15 protein-coding genes are annotated in these 19,808 nt (G+C 70.4%); 6 read left to right on the top strand and 9 right to left on the bottom strand.

The genetic code is table 11. The features are described from left to right. Window positions 1-94 precede the first annotated feature (94 nt). The 4 genes from pheT to ACJH71_RS21110 all read right to left on the bottom strand — a co-directional run bounded on the left by pheT (window position 95) and on the right by ACJH71_RS21110 (window position 8,931). Window positions 95-2,578, bottom strand: a complete 2,484-nt coding sequence (pheT, locus tag ACJH71_RS21125; protein ID WP_406759934.1) for a phenylalanine--tRNA ligase subunit beta — start codon at window positions 2,576-2,578, stop codon at window positions 95-97. After that, a complete protein-coding gene (gene pheS, locus ACJH71_RS21120; RefSeq protein ID WP_406759960.1) occupies window positions 2,578-3,585 on the bottom strand; it encodes a phenylalanine--tRNA ligase subunit alpha in 1,008 nt (335 codons plus the stop codon). Before pheS ends, pheT begins: the two co-directional genes overlap by 1 nt. A 164-nt stretch (window positions 3,586-3,749) precedes the next feature. After that, complete coding sequence (locus ACJH71_RS21115; RefSeq protein ID WP_406759933.1) at window positions 3,750-7,883, bottom strand: PE family protein; 4,134 nt, start codon at window positions 7,881-7,883, stop codon at window positions 3,750-3,752. A gap of 142 nt (window positions 7,884-8,025) precedes the next feature. After that, a complete protein-coding gene (locus ACJH71_RS21110; protein WP_406759932.1) occupies window positions 8,026-8,931 on the bottom strand; it encodes an adenylate/guanylate cyclase domain-containing protein in 906 nt (301 codons plus the stop codon). Between the two features lie 155 nt (window positions 8,932-9,086). Between ACJH71_RS21110 and ACJH71_RS21105 the strand changes: the two genes are divergently transcribed. Beyond that, window positions 9,087-10,205, top strand: coding sequence for an oxygenase MpaB family protein (locus ACJH71_RS21105; protein ID WP_406759931.1), 1,119 nt, complete (start codon window positions 9,087-9,089; stop codon window positions 10,203-10,205). On the opposite strand, the gene ACJH71_RS21100 is transcribed toward ACJH71_RS21105, so the two are convergent. From ACJH71_RS21100 to infC, 4 genes are read right to left on the bottom strand one after another with little or no spacing between them, the layout of a single operon-like run. Further along, on the bottom strand, window positions 10,202-10,984 hold the full coding sequence (locus ACJH71_RS21100) for a TrmH family RNA methyltransferase (RefSeq protein WP_406759930.1): 783 nt from the start codon (window positions 10,982-10,984) through the stop codon (window positions 10,202-10,204). The genes ACJH71_RS21105 and ACJH71_RS21100 overlap by 4 nt on opposite strands. A 14-nt stretch (window positions 10,985-10,998) precedes the next feature. Beyond that, window positions 10,999-11,388 (bottom strand): 50S ribosomal protein L20, encoded by a 390-nt coding sequence (rplT, locus tag ACJH71_RS21095; RefSeq protein WP_024442881.1) that lies wholly within the window; start codon window positions 11,386-11,388, stop codon window positions 10,999-11,001. A 54-nt stretch (window positions 11,389-11,442) separates the two neighbouring features. After that, on the bottom strand, window positions 11,443-11,637 hold the full coding sequence (gene rpmI / locus ACJH71_RS21090) for a 50S ribosomal protein L35 (RefSeq protein WP_046188963.1): 195 nt from the start codon (window positions 11,635-11,637) through the stop codon (window positions 11,443-11,445). Between the two features lie 27 nt (window positions 11,638-11,664). Continuing rightward, window positions 11,665-12,282, bottom strand: coding sequence for a translation initiation factor IF-3 (gene infC / locus ACJH71_RS21085; RefSeq protein ID WP_406759959.1), 618 nt, complete (start codon window positions 12,280-12,282; stop codon window positions 11,665-11,667). Between the two features lie 375 nt (window positions 12,283-12,657). On the opposite strand from infC, the gene lysX reads away from it, so the two are divergent. The 5 genes from lysX to ACJH71_RS21060 are packed head-to-tail and all read left to right on the top strand — an operon-like array spanning window position 12,658 to window position 18,956. After that, window positions 12,658-16,005, top strand: coding sequence for a bifunctional lysylphosphatidylglycerol synthetase/lysine--tRNA ligase LysX (lysX, locus tag ACJH71_RS21080; protein WP_406759929.1), 3,348 nt, complete (start codon window positions 12,658-12,660; stop codon window positions 16,003-16,005). Between the two features lie 59 nt (window positions 16,006-16,064). Then, a complete protein-coding gene (locus ACJH71_RS21075; RefSeq protein WP_406759958.1) occupies window positions 16,065-17,405 on the top strand; it encodes an alpha/beta hydrolase in 1,341 nt (446 codons plus the stop codon). Continuing rightward, the gene (locus tag ACJH71_RS21070) at window positions 17,402-17,527 is read left to right on the top strand and encodes a hypothetical protein (RefSeq protein WP_406759928.1); all 126 of its coding nucleotides are present in this window, start codon (window positions 17,402-17,404) and stop codon (window positions 17,525-17,527) included. The genes ACJH71_RS21075 and ACJH71_RS21070 overlap by 4 nt, the downstream gene beginning before the upstream one ends. A gap of 10 nt (window positions 17,528-17,537) precedes the next feature. Beyond that, the gene (locus tag ACJH71_RS21065; RefSeq protein ID WP_406759927.1) at window positions 17,538-17,777 is read left to right on the top strand and encodes a PspA/IM30 family protein; all 240 of its coding nucleotides are present in this window, start codon (window positions 17,538-17,540) and stop codon (window positions 17,775-17,777) included. Between the two features lie 3 nt (window positions 17,778-17,780). After that, on the top strand, window positions 17,781-18,956 hold the full coding sequence (locus ACJH71_RS21060; RefSeq protein WP_406759926.1) for a winged helix DNA-binding domain-containing protein: 1,176 nt from the start codon (window positions 17,781-17,783) through the stop codon (window positions 18,954-18,956). On the opposite strand, the gene ACJH71_RS21055 is transcribed toward ACJH71_RS21060, so the two are convergent. Beyond that, window positions 18,883-19,725, bottom strand: coding sequence for a hypothetical protein (locus ACJH71_RS21055; protein ID WP_406759925.1), 843 nt, complete (start codon window positions 19,723-19,725; stop codon window positions 18,883-18,885). The two genes, ACJH71_RS21060 and ACJH71_RS21055, sit on opposite strands and share 74 nt — an antisense overlap. Window positions 19,726-19,808: the final 83 nt, after the last annotated feature.

Below are 19,808 nucleotides of genomic sequence, written 5' to 3'. Positions count from 1 at the left end.
CGAGCGTGCCCAGTTGTACGCCCGACCGCGGCGTGTCGTGTGCAAACCCGCTCCCCCGCAAGCGGGAGGTACCCCCAGCTCGCGCCAGGAGGAGTTACCCCCGCAGCACCGCTCCGACGGCTTCGGCGGCGCGCGCGACGGCGGCGTCGCGGGCCGTGCTGGCCTCGTCCTCGGTCAGCGTGCGATCGGCGGCCCGGAAGCGCAGCGCGAACGCCAGCGACTTGCGGCCCTCGCCGACCTGCGGGCCGGTGTAGACGTCGAACAGCGCGATGTCCTCCAGCAGTTCACCGGCACCCTCGCGCACCGCGTCGGCCACCGATTGGGCGGTCACCTTCTCATCGACCACCAAGGCCAGGTCCTGGAACACCGCCGGGAACGGCGACACCCGAGGTGCCGGCAGCATCGTGGTTACCGGGATGTCGTCCAGGTTCAGCTCGACCGCACAGGTGCCCTTGGGCAGTCCGGCGCGTTCGATGACGGCCGGGTGCAGCTGGCCGGCGTAGCCGATCGGGGTTTCGCCGACCAGAACCTGGGCGCAGCGGCCCGGATGCCACGGCAGGTAGGCCCCGGAACGCAGCGTGACCTCGACGCCGCTGGCACGGGCGATCACCCGTGCCGCCTCGATGGCGTCGGCGGCTTCGACGGGCCGGCCCGGGCCCCACGGTCCGCGGGGTTCGGCCAGGCCGGTCAGCGCGACCGCGATGTGCTGCGGCTGGTGCGGCAGGGCGGCGTCGATCCCGGCGATCTCGGCGTCGGTCGGGCGCCGGACAGACGTGACGGCCGGGAACTCGGCCGGGCCGGCCGACTGCACCACCTGGGCGATTGCGAACAGTGCGACATCACCCATGCCACGAGAAACGTTGCGGCCCAAGGCTTCCAACAAGCTGGGCAGCAGAGAGCTGGCCAGCTGAGGTCGGTCGGCCTCCAGCGGGTTGAGCACCGACACCGTGGCTCGGCGCGGGTCGTCGTCGGCCAGACCCCACGTGTCGAACACCCCGGCGGGCAAGAACGGCGTGGTGAGCACCTCGACGTAGCCGGCCAGGGCCAGCGACTTGCCGATCGCCCGGCGCCGGCGCTGGGTGGCGGTCAGGCCGCGCCCGGCCGGTGCGGCGGGCAGCACCGACGGGATGGACTCCAACCCCTGAAGCCGCAACACGTCCTCGACCAGGTCGGCCGGCTGACGCAGGTCCGGACGCCAACTCGGCGGGGTGACCCTCAGGCGGGGACCGTCGGCCGACACCTCGCAGCCGATCTGGGTCAGCCGCCGAACGGTTGTGCCCTCGGGGTAGTTCACCCCGGCGGTGCGGTCCGGCAGGTCCGCGGCGATCTCGATGGGAGCCTGGCTCCAGTCCTGCACTGGCGGGTCGCCGCGCCAGTCGGTCAGACCGGTACCGATGACTCCCCCGGCGATTTCGGCCAGCAGCGTCGCGCAGCGGTCCAACACCGCCACCGAGATGGCCGGGTCCACGGAGCGCTCGTAGCGCCGGGCGGCCTCGCTGGGCAGGTGCAGCCGCCGCGCGGTCCGCGACACCGCGGCGGGGTCCCAGATCGCGGCCTCCAGCAGCACATCGGTTGAGTCATCGCGCATTTCGGTGCTGCCCGAGCCCATCACGCCACCGATCGCGGCGGTGGCGACGTCGTCGACGATGAGCACGTCGACCGGCTCGAGCTTGCGTTCGATGTCATCCAGCGTGGTGACGGTCTCGCCGGCCGCGGCGAAACGGACGTCGAATCCCCCGGTGATGCGGGCCCGGTCGTGGGCGTGCATCGGGTGGCCTAGTTCGACCATGACGTAGTTGGTGGCGTCGACGGCCGGGGAGATCGCCCGGATGCCGCACAGCGCCAGGCGCCGCTGCAGCCACCACGGCGATACCGCCGCCGGGTCGATGCCGGTGACGCTGCGCAGCGCGAAGCGGCGCACCCCGGTGCCCGGTTGCACGCTCAGTGGCCAGGCCTCGCCGTCGGCGGGCAGCGCCGGCACCGCAGCCGGGTCGGCGAAGTCCAGGTCCAGCGCGTTGGCGATGTCGCGCGCCAGCCCGCGCACCGACATGCAGTAACCGCGGTCGGGGGTGATGGCCAGCTCGTAGACCACGTCGTCGAGACCCAGCACCGCCGCGGCGTCCGCACCCGGCTCAGCGGTGCCTTCGGGCAGCACCATGATGCCGGAATGGTCGGTGCTCAAACGTATTTCGGACGCCGAGCAGATCATGCCGTCGGAGGTGCGGCCGTAGGTCTTGCGGGTGGCGATGGCGAAATCACCGGGCAGCACCGCGCCGGGCAGTGCCACGGCCACCAGGTCGCCGACGGCGAAATTGCTGGCGCCGCAGACGATGTCGCGCGGCTCGGCTTCGCCGACGTCCACGCGGCAGGCCCGGATCGGCTTCTTGAACTCGGTGAGTTCCTCGATCTCGACGACCCGGCCGACCTTGAACGGGCCGGTGACCGGCCCCAGGGTGTGCACGTCCTCGACCTCGTGGCCGACCCGCAGCAGCGCCTGTTCCATCTCCTGGGCTGTGATGTCGAAGCCCGGCGCGCCGGCGATCAGGGTCTCACGCAACCAGCTGTAGGGAATACGCATCAGGCACCCACTCCGAACGGCAGGGAGAACCGGACGTCACCTTCGACCATGTCCCGCATGTCGGGGATTCCGTTGCGGAACTGCAGGGTTCGCTCCAATCCCATGCCGAACGCGAAGCCGGAGCACTCGTCCGGGTCGATGCCCACCTCGCGCAGCACGTTGGGGTGCACCATTCCGCAGCCACCCCACTCGACCCAGCCGGGTCCGCCCTTCTTGCCCTCGAACCAGATGTCGACCTCGGCCGACGGCTCGGTGAACGGGAAGAAGTGCGGCCGGAACCGGGTGCGCGTGGCCGGCCCGAATTCGGATTGGGCGAACGCGTCCAGGGTGCCGCGCAGGTGCGCCATGGTCAGGCCGCGGTCGACCGCCAGCCCCTCGACCTGGTGGAACACCGGCGTGTGGGTGGCGTCGAGCTCGTCGGTGCGGAAGGTGCGCCCGATCGAGACCACGTAGACGGGCAGTTCACGGGCCAGCAGGGCGCGGATCTGCACCGGGGAGGTGTGGGTGCGCAGCAGTTGCCGCGATCCGGACGGCGCGATGTGGAAGGTGTCCTGGTCGCTGCGCGCGGGGTGATCGACCGGGAAGTTCAGCGCGTCGAAGTTGAAGTGCTCGGCTTCGACCTCGGGTCCCTCGGCCAGTTCCCAACCCATCGCGACGAAGGTGTCGGCGACGTGTTCGGCCAGCATGGTGATGGGGTGACGCGCCCCGACGGGCTTGCGGGCCGAGGGCAGGGTGACGTCGATGCTCTCGGCGGCCAGTACGGCGGCGTCACGTTCGGCACGCAGGGCCGCCAGGCGCTCGTCGTAGGCGCGCTGGGCGTCGGTGCGGACGGCATTGACCCGACGGCCGGCGTCGGCGCGGTCGGCCTTGTCCAGCTTGGCCAGCGCCTGACGGGCCAACGCCAGGGGCGCCTTGTCACCGAGATGCTCGGTTTTGGCGTGGGCCAGCGCATCCAGGTCGGCGGCCGCGGTGAATGCGGCCTGCGCCGCCTGTAGCGCCGAGGTCAGGGTCGCGTCGGAGACGACGGAATGGGCCGACTGTTCAGCAGGCTGATTGCCCACGGACGAAACTCCCCCTACTGGCTGTGATTTTGGCTGAGACGCAAGCGTCGATCTTATCGACATGACGACGAAAGCCCCGCACGCGGTGTGCGGGGCTTTCATCGTGTGGGTTAGCTCCCGGACGCCGGGGACTTGGCCGGGGCGCCCGCACCACCGTCCGCACCCGTACCGCCGGTCGTGGTGGTGGGTGCAGTGGGCTTGACCGGGGTGGTGCCCTTGTCGGAGCCGGACGCACCACCGATGCCACCGGTACCGCCCGAGCCACCCTTGACGCTGCCGATGCCGTCACCGCCGTCACCGCCGTTGCCGCCCTTACCGCCGGCCTCGGTGGCGGCACTGTTGCCACCGTTACCGCCGTTGCCGCCGGCGCCGACGATGACGCCCTGGCCGTTGGTCGGAGCGGTGCCGCCGCTGATGAGCTCGCCGCCGTCGCCGCCGTTGCCGCCGATGCCGCCGGCCCCGCCGGTGCTGCTGCCTCCGGCGCCGCCGTTGCCGCCATTGTGGGCCCGCCAGGTCGCGTCGCCGCTGTTGCCGCCGTTGCCGCCATTGCCGCCGTCGCCGGTGGTACCGGTGCCGCCGGCCCCGCCGTTGCCGCCGTTGCCGCCGGAGCTGAACACGTTGCCGCCGCTCGTACCGAGAGCGCCCGTGCCGCCGTCACCGCCGTCGCCGCCGGTCTTGCCGTTGCCACCGGCGCCGCCGTTGCCGCCACTGCCGCCGAAGTTGAGAATCTGGCCCTTGCCGGCCAGGTTGCCGTTGACGTCGTTCCAGCCGGTGCCGCCCGCACCGTCTTGGCCGTCGCCGCCCTCGCCGCCCTTGCCGCTGGTGCTGGCGCCGCCGGCACCGCCGCTGCCGCCGGTGCCGCCGGTGATGGTGCCTTGGCCGGCCGTACCGCCGTCGCCGCCGGCACCGCCGTTACCGCTGTCGCCGGCATCCTTGGCGGTGTCGGTGGCGGCGCCACCGGCGCCACCTGCGCCGCCGGCACCGCCCCAGATGACGTTGGCGTTGGTGCTGGGGTCGGTGATGGCCCCACCGGCACCGCCGGCACCGCCCGCACCGCCGTCGTAGTCGCCGCCGACGGACGCTCCACCGGCTCCACCGGCACCACCGGCACCGGAGACACCCAAGATGGTGCCGGAGCCGAACTTGCCGCTGAAGCCGTCGATGCCCCAGGTGCCGTCGGACTTCCAGCCGGTCGCGACGGCGCCGTCACCACCGGCACCGCCGTCGCCGCCCTTGCCCAGACCGGTGACCGCGCCGCCCTTGCCGCCGGCGCCGCCAGCGCCGCCGTATTGGGTACCGGTGGTGCCGTTGCCGCCGTCGCCACCGGAACCGCCATTGCCCTTGACCGCGCCGCCACCGGCGCCACCGGCACCGCCGTTGCCGCCCTTGGTCAGGGTGTTGGGGTCAGTGCCGGCGGGCTTGTAGGCGTTGCCGCCATCACCACCGTTGCCGCCGCTGCCGGTCACGGTACCGCCGGCACCGCCATTGCCGCCCGCGCCGCCATTGCCACCGGTGGTCGGGTTATTGACAGTGGGGTCACCGGGGTTGCCGCCCGTCGGAGGCTCGATGTAGCCGCCGCCGTCGCCGCCGTTGCCGCCGTTGCCGTTGTTGCCGCCGGTGCCGCCGTCGCCGCCGGCGCCGCCGTTCGGGTGGAGGTGGTCGATGGCGGCGGCACCGTCGCCGCCGTCGCCGCCGTGCACGTTGCTGTAGTCGGCGGCGCGCCCTGCGCCGTCGGTGCCCTTGGTGCCGGCTGCGCCGCCGGTACCGCCGGTGCCGGCTGCGCCCGCGGCGCCGCCCTTACCGACCGCGCCGGTGTTGCCGGCGTTGCCGCCCTTGCCGCCGGAGCCGTAGTCGTACTGGCCCTTCTTGTCCCAGTCACCGTCGGCGCCGTTGCCGCCGTTGCCGCCCGCACCGCCGGCACCGCCGTCACCGCCGTTGCCGCCGTTGCCGTTGACGCCCTTGGTACCGGACGTCGACGCGCCGCCGTTGCCGCCCGCGCCGCCCTTGCCGCCGTCGAAGCCGGCCCCGCCGGTGCTGCCGTTGCCGCCGGCGCCGTTGTTGACACCGGCCGTGCCATCGCCGCCGTTGCCGCCGGTCACACCGGCGTCGCCATCACCGCCGTTGCCGCCGAGGCCGCCCTTACCGCCGTTGCCGGAGTCAGAGGCACCACCGTTGCCGCCGACGCCGCCATTGCCGCCGACGCTCTGGGAGCCCTCGCCGCCATCGCCGCCGTTGCCACCGTTGCCGCCGTTGCCGGTCGTTCCGGTGCCGCCGTTACCACCGGCACCGCCGTTGCCGACGTTGTGGCTGTCGCCACCATTGCCGCCATTGCCCCCGGAGGTGTGAGTGGCGTCGGCGTTGGCGCCGTCACCACCGGCGCCGCCGACGCTGGGTTCGGTGGGCCTGCCGCCCGCAGCGCCCTCGGCACCGTCATTGGCGCCGGCACCACCGGCCGCACCGCCCTGGCCACCCTTGCCGCCGGCGCCGTTGTCGCCGGCGTCGCCGCCGTTACCGCCGTTGCCCGTACCGCCGTTCGCCCAGGTACCCGCGGCACCCTTACCGCCATCGCCGCCCGCGCCGCCCGCACCCCCGGCGCCACCGGCCCCGCCGTTGCCGTACTTGCCCGCGACGCTGCCCGCGCCGCCGCCGGCAGCGCCGCCTACGCCACCCTTACCGCCCGTACCGCCGTTCAATCCGACGGTGCCGGGACCGCCTTTGCCGCCGTTACCGTCCGCGCCGTTCTCAAAGCTGCCGGCCGCGCCGTCGTTGCCTGCGGCACCCTCGTGCCCGGCGCCGCCGGCCCCGCCGACCCCGCCGTTGCCGCCGTTGCCCGCCGTGGTGCCACCGGCACCGCCGGCGCCACCGATACCGCCGGTGCCGCCCTCGGCGTCGTCGTAGGCACCGCTGAGTCCACCGGCACCACCGATGCCGCCCGAGCCGCCGTTGCCGATCTTGCCGCCGTCCCCACCGGTGCCGCCGGCGCCGCCAGTGCCGGCTTCATACGTCTCGTCGAACCCGGCACCTCCGGCGCCGCCGGTACCGCCGGCACCACCATTGCCGGTGTCGCCGGCGTCAGCGCCGGTGCCGCCCTTGCCGCCCTCGCCTGCCTCGTGGGTGGCGTCGGCGTCCGCGCCGGCACCGCCGGTACCGCCCTTGCCGCCGTCGCCAAGGATCGCGCTGTTGTCGGCACCGGCCGCGGCCTTGCCGCCGAACGCCCCGCCCGTGCCGGCGTCGCCGCCCTTGCCGCCCATTCCGGCCGCGCCACCGTTGCCGCCGTCGCCGCCGTTGAGGTGCGTGGCGTCGCCCGCTGCGCCGGTACCGCCCTGACCACCCGCTCCGCCGATACCACCGGCACCGCCCGCGCCGGCGCCGCCGAGCAGGGAACTGGCGCTGCCGCCCTTGCCGCCATTGCCGCCGGTACCGCCGACGCCGCCGACACCACCGGTGCCATTCGTAGCCCAATCGCCGGTCGTCCCGGTCTCACCCACCTGGCCAGCACCACCGGCACCGCCTGCACCACCAATGCCGAACATCCAGCCGTTGGCGGCGCCGCCGTCACCGCCGTCACCGCCCAGACCGCCGACGCCGCCCGCGCCGCCGATGCCCATGATCGAGCCGCCCAGGCCGCCCGCGCCGCCGTCGCCGCCCAAACCGCCGACGCCACCGGCGCCGCCGTTGCCGAACCAGCCCGCGTTACCCCCGACGCCGCCACCGATGGCCGCGTCCGCGTCCTCGTCGGCGCCCGCGGAGTAGCCGGCGCCGCCGTCACCGAACCAGAGGCCGCCGTTGCCGCCGTTGACGCTCTCCGCAGTGCCGTCCGCACCATTGCAGATCAGGCCGCAGTAATCCGGATTCGTGTTCAGCGAGTTGACCATGTCGATGAACCAGGCGTTAGCCGAGTTGTCGATAAAGGACTCCATGGAGGTGTGGAGCGGCTGGTAGACCAGCGCGTTCCACAGCAGCGACATGCTGAACTCCGGGGTCGTGTCAGCGGCGGAACCCGGGTCTGCCGACGCGTTGAACCACGATCCGATGTCCCAGGCGTTGCTGTCCCAACCGCTGCCCGAGTCTGAGACCGGGGTGAACAGGTCAGTCAGCCAGTCGAAGTCCCAGTCGGCGCGAGCCGTGGGAGCCGCCGCTAGCGGGGCCATGCCGAACGCCAGGAACGCCGCCGCAGTACCGCCGGCACCTACCAGCCGATTCGTCTTACGGCGGTTGTTCCGACGCTGCTGCCGACCTGACATGATTCCCCGCTTCTGCGTTAAGGCGACCTGTGTAAACCGGCCAAATAGTTATGTTGCTCACCGCAGGGTATTCCAAGGAACGGGGTTCATCCACTCGTGCGCGGCAATCTGACCGGCCCACAAGGAAGTTAATGACGTGCAATCAGTCGGGGTCTGAGGAGCTCTGGCGAACTGCCTTCAGGCGGTACATCGTCAGATCCGCCGGGACGCCGCTGGTCTTGGCCGCGAGCACCTGACGGCGCGCCCGCTTGGCAACCACACCCAGCTCATCGAGGGCGGCCGGATCGATGCGTTCCAATGTCGGCCCGGAGATCACGATGCCGCCCTTGGTGGCACGCTCCATGACCCGGGCGGCGATATTGACGTCCACGCCGAGCCAGTCGTCGGCCAGCCGCTGCGGCCGGCCGGTGTGGATGCCGACCCGCATCCGCGGTGTGTGCCCGTTGACCTCGACCTCACGGATGGCCTCTTGTGCCTCCAGGACAGCGGCCACCGCCACCAGCGGGTCCCGGAACACGGCCATCAGGCCGTCACCCATCCGTTTGACGATGCGGCCACCGGCGTCCAGCACCGGCGGCTCGATCGCGCGCGACACCCGTCGCAACAGAGTGAGGGTGGCGTCGTCGCCGGACCGTAGCGACCACGTCGAGAAGCCGACCAGGTCGGTGAAGACCAGCGTCGCCTCGGCGCTGCCCGGCGCCCGCGACATCCGTTGGGTCAGGGCCTGCCAGACCTGCAGGGCGCCCAGGCTGACTTCGCGGGAGGCCGCCGAGCGATCTCCCATCAGGCGGTCGGCCGCCCGCGCAGCGGTCTGCGGTCCGCCATCCCCGGCGGTCGACAGCGGGTCGCCGAACTCCGGGTCGCCGGGCAGCACCCGCCGCACGCGCCGGACCAGATCCACGATCCGGACGTCGTTGGTGGTGCGGTTCAGCCAGGCTGCGGCCTCATCGAGGGAGAACGACGGGCGGCGGTCGGGGCTGGGCTGGTCGGGCATCGCCACCGCCTCCCCGAGCCCATCAGCCTGCCGAGGGGCCGGCTCGAGGTCCATGAGACTCAGGGTAGGTGGCGCCCGCCGACACCGGCAACGACCGCCACAGTGGCACACGCCACGGTCGGCGATTTTGGCGCGACGCGCCACACCTAATGTAGACAACGATCGTTGTCACAATTATCGTAGTTTCAGGTTCCCAGACAGGAGACGTGATGACCGTTACGCCGACCGCGTCCGTTGAGCAGGCCCCGGCGCCCGCCGACGAAAACACCCCGAGCGCTGCCACAACCACTCCCAAACCCGCTGCCGCGGTGGAGCCGTTGAACTCCGATTCCTTGACGTGGAAGTACTTCGGCGACCTGCGCACCGGAATCATGGGCGTGTGGATCGGCGCCATCGAGAACATGTACCCCGGTCTGGGCGCAGGCGTGACCGAGCACTCCAGCATCTTGAGCGAGCCGATGCAGCGTGTGACGCGGTCGGTGTACCCGATCATGGGCGTGGTCTATGACGGCATCCGGGCCCAGCACACCGGCGCCTCGATCCGCGACTACCACCGCGACATCAAGGGCGTTGACGAGAAGGGCCGGCGCTATCACGCGCTGGACCCCGACACCTTCTATTGGGCGCACGCCACGTTCTTCATGCTGATCATCAAACTCGCCGAATACTTCGACGGCGGGCTGACTCTGGCCGAGAAGCACCAGCTCTTCGACGAGCACGTGCGGTGGTACCAGATGTACGGCATGAGCATGCGCCCGGTGCCGAAGTCCTGGGAAGAGTTCTGCGAGTACTGGAACCGGGTGTGCGAGGACGAGCTGGAGCTGACGCCGGCCGCCATCGACATCTTGAACATCCGCATCCCCAAGCCGTGGTTCGTCCCGATGCCCGACGCGGTGTGGCACCAGATGTTCAAGCCGGCGCTGGCCGCCCAACGCTGGGTGGCGGCCGGACTGTTTGAGCCGGTGGTGCGGGAGAAAGCCGGTCTGCGCTGGTCAGAAGGCGACGAGGTGCTGCTGCGGCTGCTGGGCAAGGTCAGCCACGTGGCATTCAGCTTCGTGCCCGACGAGATTCGGCTGCATCCGCGCGCGCTGGCCGGATACCGACGCGAGCAGGGCAAGATCCCCAGCGACACGCCGCCGATCGAAGCCCCGTGGTTCAGCGGACCGCCAAAAGACCGGCGGCGCAGCGGGATGCACTACGTCCCGCCGGTGAGCCAGGGCATGAAGCTGGTCGAGCGGGCCGGGGCGCTGATGCACAGCACCTTCTCGCTGGCCGCCGGCAGCGGCCTGACCCCGCGACCGCCGCGCCGCAAGCCCAAGGCCGCCTAAGCGCGGCGCTGGGCGCGCGCGCTCTGGTAGAGGCAGATCGCTGCTGCCGCAGCAACATTGAGACTCTCGGCGCCGCCTGCCATCGGGATGTGCACCCGGTGATCAGCGGCGGCCGCCGCCTCGGCCGGCAACCCCTGGGCCTCCGGACCGAACAACCACGCGGTGGGCGCGACCAGCACCGGATCGGCGTCGTCGAGGCTCAGTTCGCCGTCCAGGGCCGTCGCCAGCACCTGCAGGCCGGCCTGTCCCAATGCGGTGAGCACGGCGTCGGTGTCGGCGGCCACCACGACCGGGATGTTGAAGATGCTGCCCGCGGACGAGCGCAGGCACTTGCCGTTGTAGGGATCGACGCTGTTGCCGGTCAGCACCACCAGATCGGCGCCAGTGGCGTCGGCGATGCGGATCAGGGTGCCGGCGTTACCGGGCTCGCCGACGCCTACGGCCACCGCCACCAGTCGCGGAGCCTCGGCCAGCAATGTGGCCAGGTGCGCCTCGGCATGCGCGCACACCGCGACCAATCCGGCCGGGGTGACGGTGTCCGACAAGGCTTTTGCGGCGCGGTCGGTGACCAGTTGGACCGGTACCTGTGCGCGGGCCAGCAGATCGTGATGACGTTGCGCCGCCGATTCGGTGGCGAAGACCTCCAGGACCAGGCCGCGAGCGATCGCGGCCTCGATCAGATTGGGCCCCTCGGCCAGGAAGCGCTGTTCGCGCTTCCTGGCCACGTGCCGATGCAGTTTGACCGCCGCGACCACCCGGGCCGAACGTTCGGTCAGCATCGGCTCGGTTCGGGTCAGGCAGCCTCGCCGGACGGCGCGTTGACATCCTCGGGCAGCGCGGCCCGGGCGACCTCGACCAGCGCGGTGAACGCGGCCGCGTCGCTGACGGCGATCTCGGCGAGGTTCTTGCGGTCCACCTCGACACCAGCGGCCTTGAGGCCCTGGATCAGCCGGTTGTAGGTGATGTCGTTGGCGCGGGCCGCCGCGTTGATGCGCGAGATCCACAGCTTGCGGAACTCACCCTTGCGGGCGCGACGGTCCCGGTAGGCGTAGGTCATTGAGTGCAGCTGCTGCTCTTTGGCCTTGCGGTACAGCCGCGACCGCTGGCCACGGTAACCCTTCGAAGCCTTCAGGACTGTACGGCGCTTCTTCTGGGCGTTGACTGCGCGCTTCACGCGTGCCATGGGGTGTTCCTACTCTCGTTGGGCGTAAGGGGATTGCAGTGCGGAAAGCGGCTGTTAGCCGTTCAGCATCGCGTTGACGCGCTTGGTGTCGCTGGCAGCCACCTCGGTGCGACCGGCCAGCCGGCGCATGCGCTTGCTCGGCTTGTGCTCGAGCAGGTGGCGGGCGTTGGCCTTCTGCCGCACGATCTTGCCGGTTCCGGTGCGACGGAACCGCTTCGAAGCGCCGCTGTGGGTTTTCGCCTTAGGCATGTTTCCTCAGTTCTGGTGTCGGGTTTTTCAGTTCTCGGGCTGCGGCTCTGCCGCGTCCGCCGCGGGGGCGGGTGCGGGGGCTGGCTGAACCGAGCCTCCGCCGGCATCCTCTGCTGCCTTGGCACGGGTTTTCGCGCCGCGGTGCGGTGCCAGCACCATCGTCATGTTGCGTCCGTCCTGCTTGGCGGAGGTCTCGACGAAGCCGTACTCGGCGACGTCGGCACCCAGCCGCTGCAGCAGGCGGTAGCCGAGTTCGGGCCGAGACTGCTCACGGCCGCGGAACATGATGGTCACCTTGACCTTCGCCCCGGCTTCGAGGAAGCGGACCACGTGGCCCTTCTTCGTCGCATAGTCGTGGTCGTCGATCTTGGGACGCAGCTTCTGTTCCTTGACGACGGTCTGCTGCTGGTTCTTGCGAGACTCGCGCTCCTTCTGAGCCGCCTCGTACTTGTACTTGCCGTAGTCCATGATCTTGCAGACCGGCGGTTTGGCGGTCGGTGCGACTTCGACAAGGTCGAGATCGGCATCCGCGGCGACGCGAAGCGCATCCTCGATGCGCACAATGCCTACCTGCTCCCCGCCCGGGCCGATCAAACGAACCTCAGGTACACGAATGCGCTCGTTGACGCGGATCTCAGTGCTGATGGGACCTCCTTGGGTAGTCTTCGGTCGCGGCCGCCGCAGTGCTCGTCCGGACGCAGCGGCGCTGACCCCACCCACCAGCAAAAAAGCCCTGCACGAAGCAGGGCCCATACCGACCGATCACGGCCTGAACACATCAAGCCGCCTGCGCACCGCGCAGAGCAGGCGGTTCACACCGCCTGCGACCGGACCACTGAGCCTGTAAGGATTGCTCCTCGGCTAGTGGTGGGAGGGAACTCCACTTGCTGTCCTGGCGTACGCCGGGACGGTCGCGTTAGGGAGTCTAGCAGCTGTATAGCGCTGCTTCGTCCCGGCGATCGCGCACACCGGCGATTCCTCACATACATTTCGAGGTTTTCCTGCTTATTCTCGCGGCTTATGACATTGACTGTGCCGCCCGGGCCGCGCTCGCGTAGCCGCGCGACCACCCGGTTCCACTGGGTGCCCGCGGCGGCCGCCTGGGCCGTCGGTATCGCCGCCACCTTGTCGCTGCTGGCGAGCATGTCACCGGTGATCCGGTGGGCCATCCGGGTGCCGCGCGAGTTCATCGACAAGTACCTGTTCAATTTCCCCGACACCAGCCTGGCCTGGGCATTCGTCCTGGCGCTGCTGGCCGCCGCCCTCAGCGCCCACAAACGCATCGCCTGGTGGCTGCTGATCGCCAACCTGGTGGTCGCCGGCGGCTGGAACGTCAGCCGGCTGGTGTCGGACACCTCCGACCGGTTCCAGGTCATCAGCGGCCTCGCGGGTCTGGTGCTGCACGTGGTCGCGATCGTGGTGCTGGTGGCCGCCCGCGGTGAGTTCTGGGCCAAGGTGCGGCGCGGAGCGCTGCTCAAATCCGCCGCGACGCTGGTCGCGGGCTGGGCGGTGGCGATCCTGCTGTGCTGGGGGCTCATCGAGCTGTTCCCGGGGACGGTGACGCGCCCGCTGCGACTGCCCTACGTGGTGAACCGGGTGGTCGGCTTCGGCCTGCTGGAACCGGACTTCTTCCCCGGCAAGCCGGACTTCGGGCTCAAGGCCCTGTGCGGTCTGCTCGGGGCGCTGGCCCTGATCATCGCGGCCATCGTGCTGTTTCTGTCCCAGCGCTCCGACAATGCCCTCACCGGGCAGGACGAGTCGGCCATCCGCGGGCTGCTCGAGCAGTACGGCAAGAACGATTCGTTGGGCTACTTCGCCACCCGCCGCGACAAGTCGGTGGTGTTCGCCCCCAACGGGCGCGCCGCCATCACCTACCGGGTCGAGGTGGGCGTCTGTCTGGCCAGCGGTGATCCGGTGGGCGACCCGCGGGCATGGCCGCAGGCCATCGCCACCTGGCTGCGGGTCTGCAAGGACTACGGCTGGGCACCCGGAGTGATGGGCGCCAGCTTCGCCGGCGCGCAGGCCTTCCGCGACGCCGGCCTGAGCGCCCTGGAACTGGGCGACGAGGCGATCTTGCGGCCCTCGGATTTCAAACTGTCCGGACCGGACATGCGTGGAGTGCGCCAAGCGGTCACCCGGGCCCGCCGCTCGGGCCTGACGGTGCGGATGCGCCGGCACGGCGAGATCGGTGCCGAGGAGATGGCGCGGGTCATCGAACACGCCGACGCGTGGCGCGACACCGAATCCGAGCGCGGGTTCTCCATGGCGTTGGGCCGCCTCGGCGATCCGGCCGACGCCGACTGCCTGCTGGTGGAGGCGGTACGCGGCGATCCGCGCACCGGTGAGGTAGTGGCGATGCTGTCACTGGTGCCGTGGGGGCACAGCGGGGTGTCGCTGGATCTGATGCGCCGCTCCCCGCAATCTCCCAACGGCACCATCGAACTGATGGTCAGCGAATTGGCGCTGCAGGCCGCCACCATCGGCGTCAGCCGGATCTCGCTGAACTTCGCGATGTTCCGCGCCGCCTTCGAGCAGGGTGCGCAGCTGGGCGCCGGTCCGGTGCTGCGACTGTGGCGCCGGCTGCTGATGTTCTTCTCCCGCTGGTGGCAGCTGGAGACGCTGTACCGCTCGAACATGAAGTATCGGCCGGATTGGGTGCCGCGCTACGCCTGCTACGAGGACGCCCGGCTGATCCCCCGCGTCGGGGTGGCCTCGGTGATCGCCGAAGGCTTTCTGGTGCTGCCGTTTTCGCGGCGCAACGAGCAGCACACCGGACACCACTCCGCCGTGCCGGCGACGATGGCCGCATCCGGGCGGCTGCACAGCGACGGGACGGCACCCGACGACGTCGCCGGCGGTACTGCCGGCGAGTCCACCGAGGCCGCCCAGCTGCTCCCCCGGCTGCCCGAACAGGTCCGCGTCCGGATGGCCAAGCTGAAGTCGCTGCAGGACAACGGCGTCGAGGCCTACCCGGTGGGGACCCCGCCCAGCCACAGCGTGAGCCAAGCCCTGGCCTGCGGCACCGAGGAGACCGTGTCGGTAGCCGGGCGGGTGTTGCGGATACGCGACTACGGCGGCGTGCTCTTCGCCCAGCTGCGTGACTGGTCGGGTGAGGTGCAGCTGCTGCTGGACGACTCGGTGCTCGCACAAGCCGGCGGCGATGCGCGCGCCGCGGACTTCAGCGCGGGTATCGACCTCGGCGACCTGGTCGAGGCGACCGGCCGGATGGGTCACAGCCGCAACGGGACACCGTCGCTGCTGGTGCAGAACTGGCGGCTGGTCGGCAAGTGCCTGCGCCCGCTGCCCGACAAATGGAAGGGCCTGACCGACCCCGAGGCCCGGGTGCGGACCCGCTATGTGGACCTGGCGATCAACACCGAGGCGCGCGAGCTGATCGCAGCCCGCAGCAAGGTACTGCACTCCATCCGAGACACCTTGTTCGGCAAGGGATTCCTGGAGGTCGAGACCCCGATCCTGCAGCAGCTGCACGGCGGGGCCAACGCGCGTCCGTTCGTCACCCACATCAACGCCTACGACCTGGACCTATATCTGCGGATCGCCCCGGAGCTGTACCTCAAGCGGCTGTGCGTGGGCGGGGTGGAGCGAGTGTTCGAGCTGGGACGGGCATTTCGCAACGAGGGCGTCGACTACAGCCACAACCCGGAGTTCACCCTGCTGGAGGCCTACCAGGCGCACGGCGACTACCTGGCCTGGATCGACGGGGCACGCGAGCTGATCCAGAACGCCGCGGTGGCGGCCAACGGCGCGCCCGTGGTGATGCGCCCCGGAGCCGGCGGCGCGCTGGAAGCGGTCGACATCTCCGGGCAGTGGCCGGTGCGCAGCGTGCACGACGCGGTGTCCGACGCGCTCGGCGAACAGATCGACGCCGGCACCGATCTGGCCACGCTGCGCCGGTTGTGCGACCGCGCCGGTATCCACTACCTGCGGCAGTGGGATGCCGGGGCGGTGGTGCTCGAACTCTATGAGCACCTGGTCGAGGCCCGCACCGAACAGCCCACGTTCTACACCGACTTCCCCACCTCGGTCTCGCCGCTGACCCGGCCGCACCGCAGTAAGCCGGGTGTTGCCGAGCGGTGGGACCTGGTGGCGTGGGGCGTGGAGCTGGGCACCGCCTACAGCGAGCTCACCGATCCGGTGGAGCAGCGCCGCCGACTGCACCAGCAGTCGCTGCTGGCCGCCGGCGGCGACCCGGAAGCCATGGAGCTCGACGAGGACTTCCTGGCGGCCATGGAGTACGCGATGCCGCCCACCGGCGGTCTGGGCATGGGCGTGGACCGCGTCGTCATGCTCATCACCGGCCACAGCATCCGCGACACGCTGCCCTTTCCCCTGGCCAAGCCGCGCTGACCGGCATTCCGGTTCATCATGGAAGGGTGATCCTGGCGAGTGGCGAACACACCTCGCTGATGCACGGCTGGATTCCGGTCACGGTGCAGGCGGCGGCGGTGGTGTCGCTGATCCTGGCCGTGGGCTGGCGGTCGCGCCGCTGGCTGTTGCGGCTCCCGCTGATCGGCGGCCTGGGCCTGGCGGCGGCGGGGTTCGCGTACTGGTTCGTCACTGACGACGGCCTGTCCGGCCAGCCGCCACCGGTCACCCTGTGGGTGTGGATCGCGCTGACCGGCGCCGCCGCAGCATTGCTGGTCTTGGGCTGGCGCGGCGCGGCCTGGTGGCGCCGCGGCATCTCCCTGCTGGCGGTGTCGCTGTGTCTGCTCAGCGCGGGATTGACGCTCAACGCCTGGGTCGGCTACTTCCCGACCGTCCAGAGTGCCTGGGGCAACCTGACTTCCGGGCCGCTACCCGACCAGAGCGACATAGCCGCGGTAACCGCGCTGGCCGGGTCGGGCACACTGCCCACGCACGGCCATGTGTTGCAGGTGTCGATTCCCGCCGACGCCTCACATTTCAAGCACCGCGGCGAACTGGTGTACCTGCCGCCGGCGTGGTTCACCCAGAGTCCACCGCCGGCACTGCCGGCCGTGATGATGATCGGCGGCGAGTTCAACACGCCTGCCGACTGGCTGCGCTCCGGCGGCGCCATCAAGACCGTCGACGACTTCGCGGCCGCCCACCACGGCAATGCCCCGGTCCTGGTGTTCGTCGACTCGGGCGGCTCCTTCAACAACGACACCGAATGCGTCAACGGGCCCCGCGGTAACGCCGCCGACCATCTGACCGAAGACGTGCTGCCGTATGTGGTCTCGCACTTCGGCGTCAGCCCCGAACCGTCGAACTGGGGTGTGGTCGGCTGGTCCATGGGGGGCACCTGTGCCGTCGACCTGACCACGATGCACCCGGACAAGTTCAGCGCTTTCGTGGACATCGCCGGCGATCTTCGCCCCAACGCGGGAACCCGCTCCCAGACCATCAGCCGGCTCTTCGGCGGCAGCGCCGACGCCTGGGCGGCGTTCGACCCGGCGACGGTGATGGCCAAGCACGGCCGGTATGCCGGGGTTTCGGGATGGTTCGCGGTCAACGGCAGCGCCGCGGCGAACGATGTCGGCGGTCAACTCGCCGCCGCGCGGTCACTGTGCGCGCTGGGCCAGGCCAACGGCATCGACTGCGCCGTGATCACCGAACCGGGCCAGCATGACTGGCCGTTCGCCGGGCGGGCCTTCGCCAACGCCCTGCCCTGGCTGGCCGGCAACCTGCATACTCCTGGCGTGCAATCGGTTCGGCTTCCCGTGGTGGCGACCCGAGACGCTGCCGAGCCGGCACCTGTCCCCCACGTCCATCCCGCGAGTCGGTGAGCCGCGCGATGCTCGGCGAGGAGCGGTGCATCACCGCCCGACCGCGCAATGCCGCCCTGCTGGCGAATCTGGCCGGCAGCGTCGCGACCGCGTCCGCGCTGCGCAGCGCCCGCCGCCGGTAACGTGTCCACCATGGGTGACGATCCGAATAACCCGCAGCCCGACACCGGATACGACGACGCCGGCGTGCCGACGTTCGACTCGGTGCGCGAGAAGATCGAGCGCCGCTATGAGACCTCGATCGGCGCCCAGGAGCTGGATTCCGAGACACCCGAGGGCCGCACCGTCGAGAAGGAGTTCGAGGACCGCCAGCGCGCGGCGGCCGACCGGCTGGAGCAGATCCGCAAGTCGATGCACGAGGGTGAGCACTGACCGGTGCGGACCTTCACGATCGCCGAACGGCGAAACCGTTTGGCACGCCGGCATTTTCTTGCCCCCGACGCCGCTGGTGAGCCGATAGACCGGATCGCGGCCACCTTGGTCGGGCTGCACGCCACCGATCCTGCGACCCCGTACCTGTCGCTGTGGGCGCGACGCTCGGAGTTCGCCGTGGCGGACTTGAACGACGCGCTGTATGAAAAGCGCTCACTGGTCAAGCATCTGGCGATGCGCCGCACCCTGTGGGTGTTCGATCCCGCCGATCTGCCCGCCGTGCAGGCCGCGGCCAGCGACCGGGTGGCCGACACCGAGCGGCGCCGGCTGATCGCCGATGTGGCCAAAGCGGGTGTGGCCGCTGACGGCGAGAAGTGGCTGACCCAGGCCGCCGCCGCGGTGCTACGCCACCTCGAGGAGAACGGCCCAGCCAACAGCGCCGCGTTGCGTGCGGCCCTGCCCGAACTGGCCGGCACCTACGACCCCGCGCCCGGTAAATCCTACGGCGGCCAGACCCATCTGGCGCCGCGCGCGCTGACCGTGCTCGGCGCGCAGGGCCACATCGTGCGGGGCCCCAACGACGGAGGCTGGACCTCGTCGCGGCCGCAGTGGACGACCGCTGCGAGCTGGCTCGGTGATCTCGGTGCCCCGCTGACCACCGAGCCGGCGCAGACCCAACTGATCCGAACCTGGTTATGGGCGTTCGGCCCGGCCACCGCCGAGGACATCAAGTGGTGGTTCGGCACCACCAAGACGGCGGTCCGCAGGGCGCTGAGTGAGATCGGCGCCGTCGACGTCGACCTACACGGCACGCCCGGCTATGCGCTGGCCGACGACCTGGAGCCCGAACCCGAGGTCGAGCCGTGGGGTGCGCTGTTGCCGGGACTCGACGTCACCACGATGGGCTGGTATCAGCGCGACTGGTATCTCGGCGAGCACCGCGGCCAGCTCTTCGACAACAACGGCAACGCCGGGCCCACGGTGTGGTGGAACGGCCGGATCGTCGGCGGCTGGTATCAGAATGCGGCCGCCGAGGTGCAGCTGCAGCTGCTCGAAGACCCGGGCGCCGACGCCCACGACGCGCTGACGCGCCGGGCGCGCGAGCTCACCACGTGGCTGGACGGGGTGCGGGTTCCGCCGCGGTTCCCGTCGCCGCTGGTGAAGGCGGCACAGCGCTGAGGGCGTCGTCTCGCGAAGCGATGAACTGCTTCTTGAGCATCGCGTACCCCCAGGCCAGCACCAGCCAGGGCGCGATCAACCACGGGCTGTTCAGCAGAATGAACTTCAGGCCCAGATCCATGAAGCTGGCCGTGTTGATCGACGGGAAGCCGGCGAGGATCTCGGTGCCGTAGTAATACCAGGTCAGGACGGTGTGCGTGACCGCCGTCGACATCACCAGCAGGGTTCCCCGGTAGTCGGTGAACTTGGACCGGAACAGCAGGACGAGTCCGGTGACGCCCACGCAGGCATTGATCACCGACAGCACCTCGATCATCAGGAAGTTGGGTTCGGCGTCCAGGTAGCGCAGGTCACCACCGTCGATGTAGTTCCACCAGGGATACGCCCACGCCGCATCGCGGGCGCCGGCGATGGCCTTGTGCAGGATCAGCCAACCGAGCTCCCAGCTCAGATGCGTGACGTAGGAGCAGATCACGAACGCCAGAACCACCGCCTGGAGGCGCTGAAATCGGGTCCACGTCCGAAGTGACGGTAGCGGCAGGAACGCCGCAAAAATGCCCAGGAAGTAGGCAGCGGTCGCCTGCACGACCATGGCGTCGGCGATGAGGGGACGGTCGAGACCGCTGTGAAATGCCAAGTAGCTGTACACCGGAAACGCCAGGGCCAGCGAGCCGAAAGCCACCAGCCAGACGATGCGCAGTCCGCGCGACCGCGGAAGTGTCGCCGAAATCTGCGGTGAGTTGTCCCGGCTCAGCTCTGCGGTCGCCATCAGCGCACCTCTCCTGTCTCGATCGGCAGTAATCATGATTCTGTTACCCAGAATCATGATTACTGTGGCACCGTAGCACCTCG

The sequence above is a fragment of the Mycobacterium sp. SMC-15 genome (genome assembly GCF_045310925.1).
Taxonomy (GTDB): domain Bacteria; phylum Actinomycetota; class Actinomycetes; order Mycobacteriales; family Mycobacteriaceae; genus Mycobacterium.
Note: the sequence above shows the minus strand (reverse complement) of the source record. Positions and strands in the feature narration are given on the sequence as shown.

Bases quoted from the DNA above. Each gene is read 5' to 3' on its own strand.
- ACJH71_RS21100 (WP_406759930.1), bottom strand. From the start codon at position 10,984: ATGCTGACCGAACGTTCGGCCCGGGTGGTCGCGGCGGTCAAACTGCAT.
- ACJH71_RS21055 (WP_406759925.1), bottom strand. From the start codon at position 19,725: ATGGCGACCGCAGAGCTGAGCCGGGACAACTCACCGCAGATTTCGGCG.
- ACJH71_RS21115 (WP_406759933.1), bottom strand. From the start codon at position 7,883: ATGTCAGGTCGGCAGCAGCGTCGGAACAACCGCCGTAAGACGAATCGG.
- rpmI (WP_046188963.1), bottom strand. From the start codon at position 11,637: ATGCCTAAGGCGAAAACCCACAGCGGCGCTTCGAAGCGGTTCCGTCGC.
- rplT (WP_024442881.1), bottom strand. From the start codon at position 11,388: ATGGCACGCGTGAAGCGCGCAGTCAACGCCCAGAAGAAGCGCCGTACA.
- ACJH71_RS21110 (WP_406759932.1), bottom strand. From the start codon at position 8,931: ATGGACCTCGAGCCGGCCCCTCGGCAGGCTGATGGGCTCGGGGAGGCG.
- ACJH71_RS21105 (WP_406759931.1), top strand. From the start codon at position 9,087: ATGACCGTTACGCCGACCGCGTCCGTTGAGCAGGCCCCGGCGCCCGCC.
- pheT (WP_406759934.1), bottom strand. From the start codon at position 2,578: ATGCGTATTCCCTACAGCTGGTTGCGTGAGACCCTGATCGCCGGCGCG.
- ACJH71_RS21075 (WP_406759958.1), top strand. From the start codon at position 16,065: ATGCACGGCTGGATTCCGGTCACGGTGCAGGCGGCGGCGGTGGTGTCG.
- ACJH71_RS21065 (WP_406759927.1), top strand. From the start codon at position 17,538: ATGGGTGACGATCCGAATAACCCGCAGCCCGACACCGGATACGACGAC.
- lysX (WP_406759929.1), top strand. From the start codon at position 12,658: ATGACATTGACTGTGCCGCCCGGGCCGCGCTCGCGTAGCCGCGCGACC.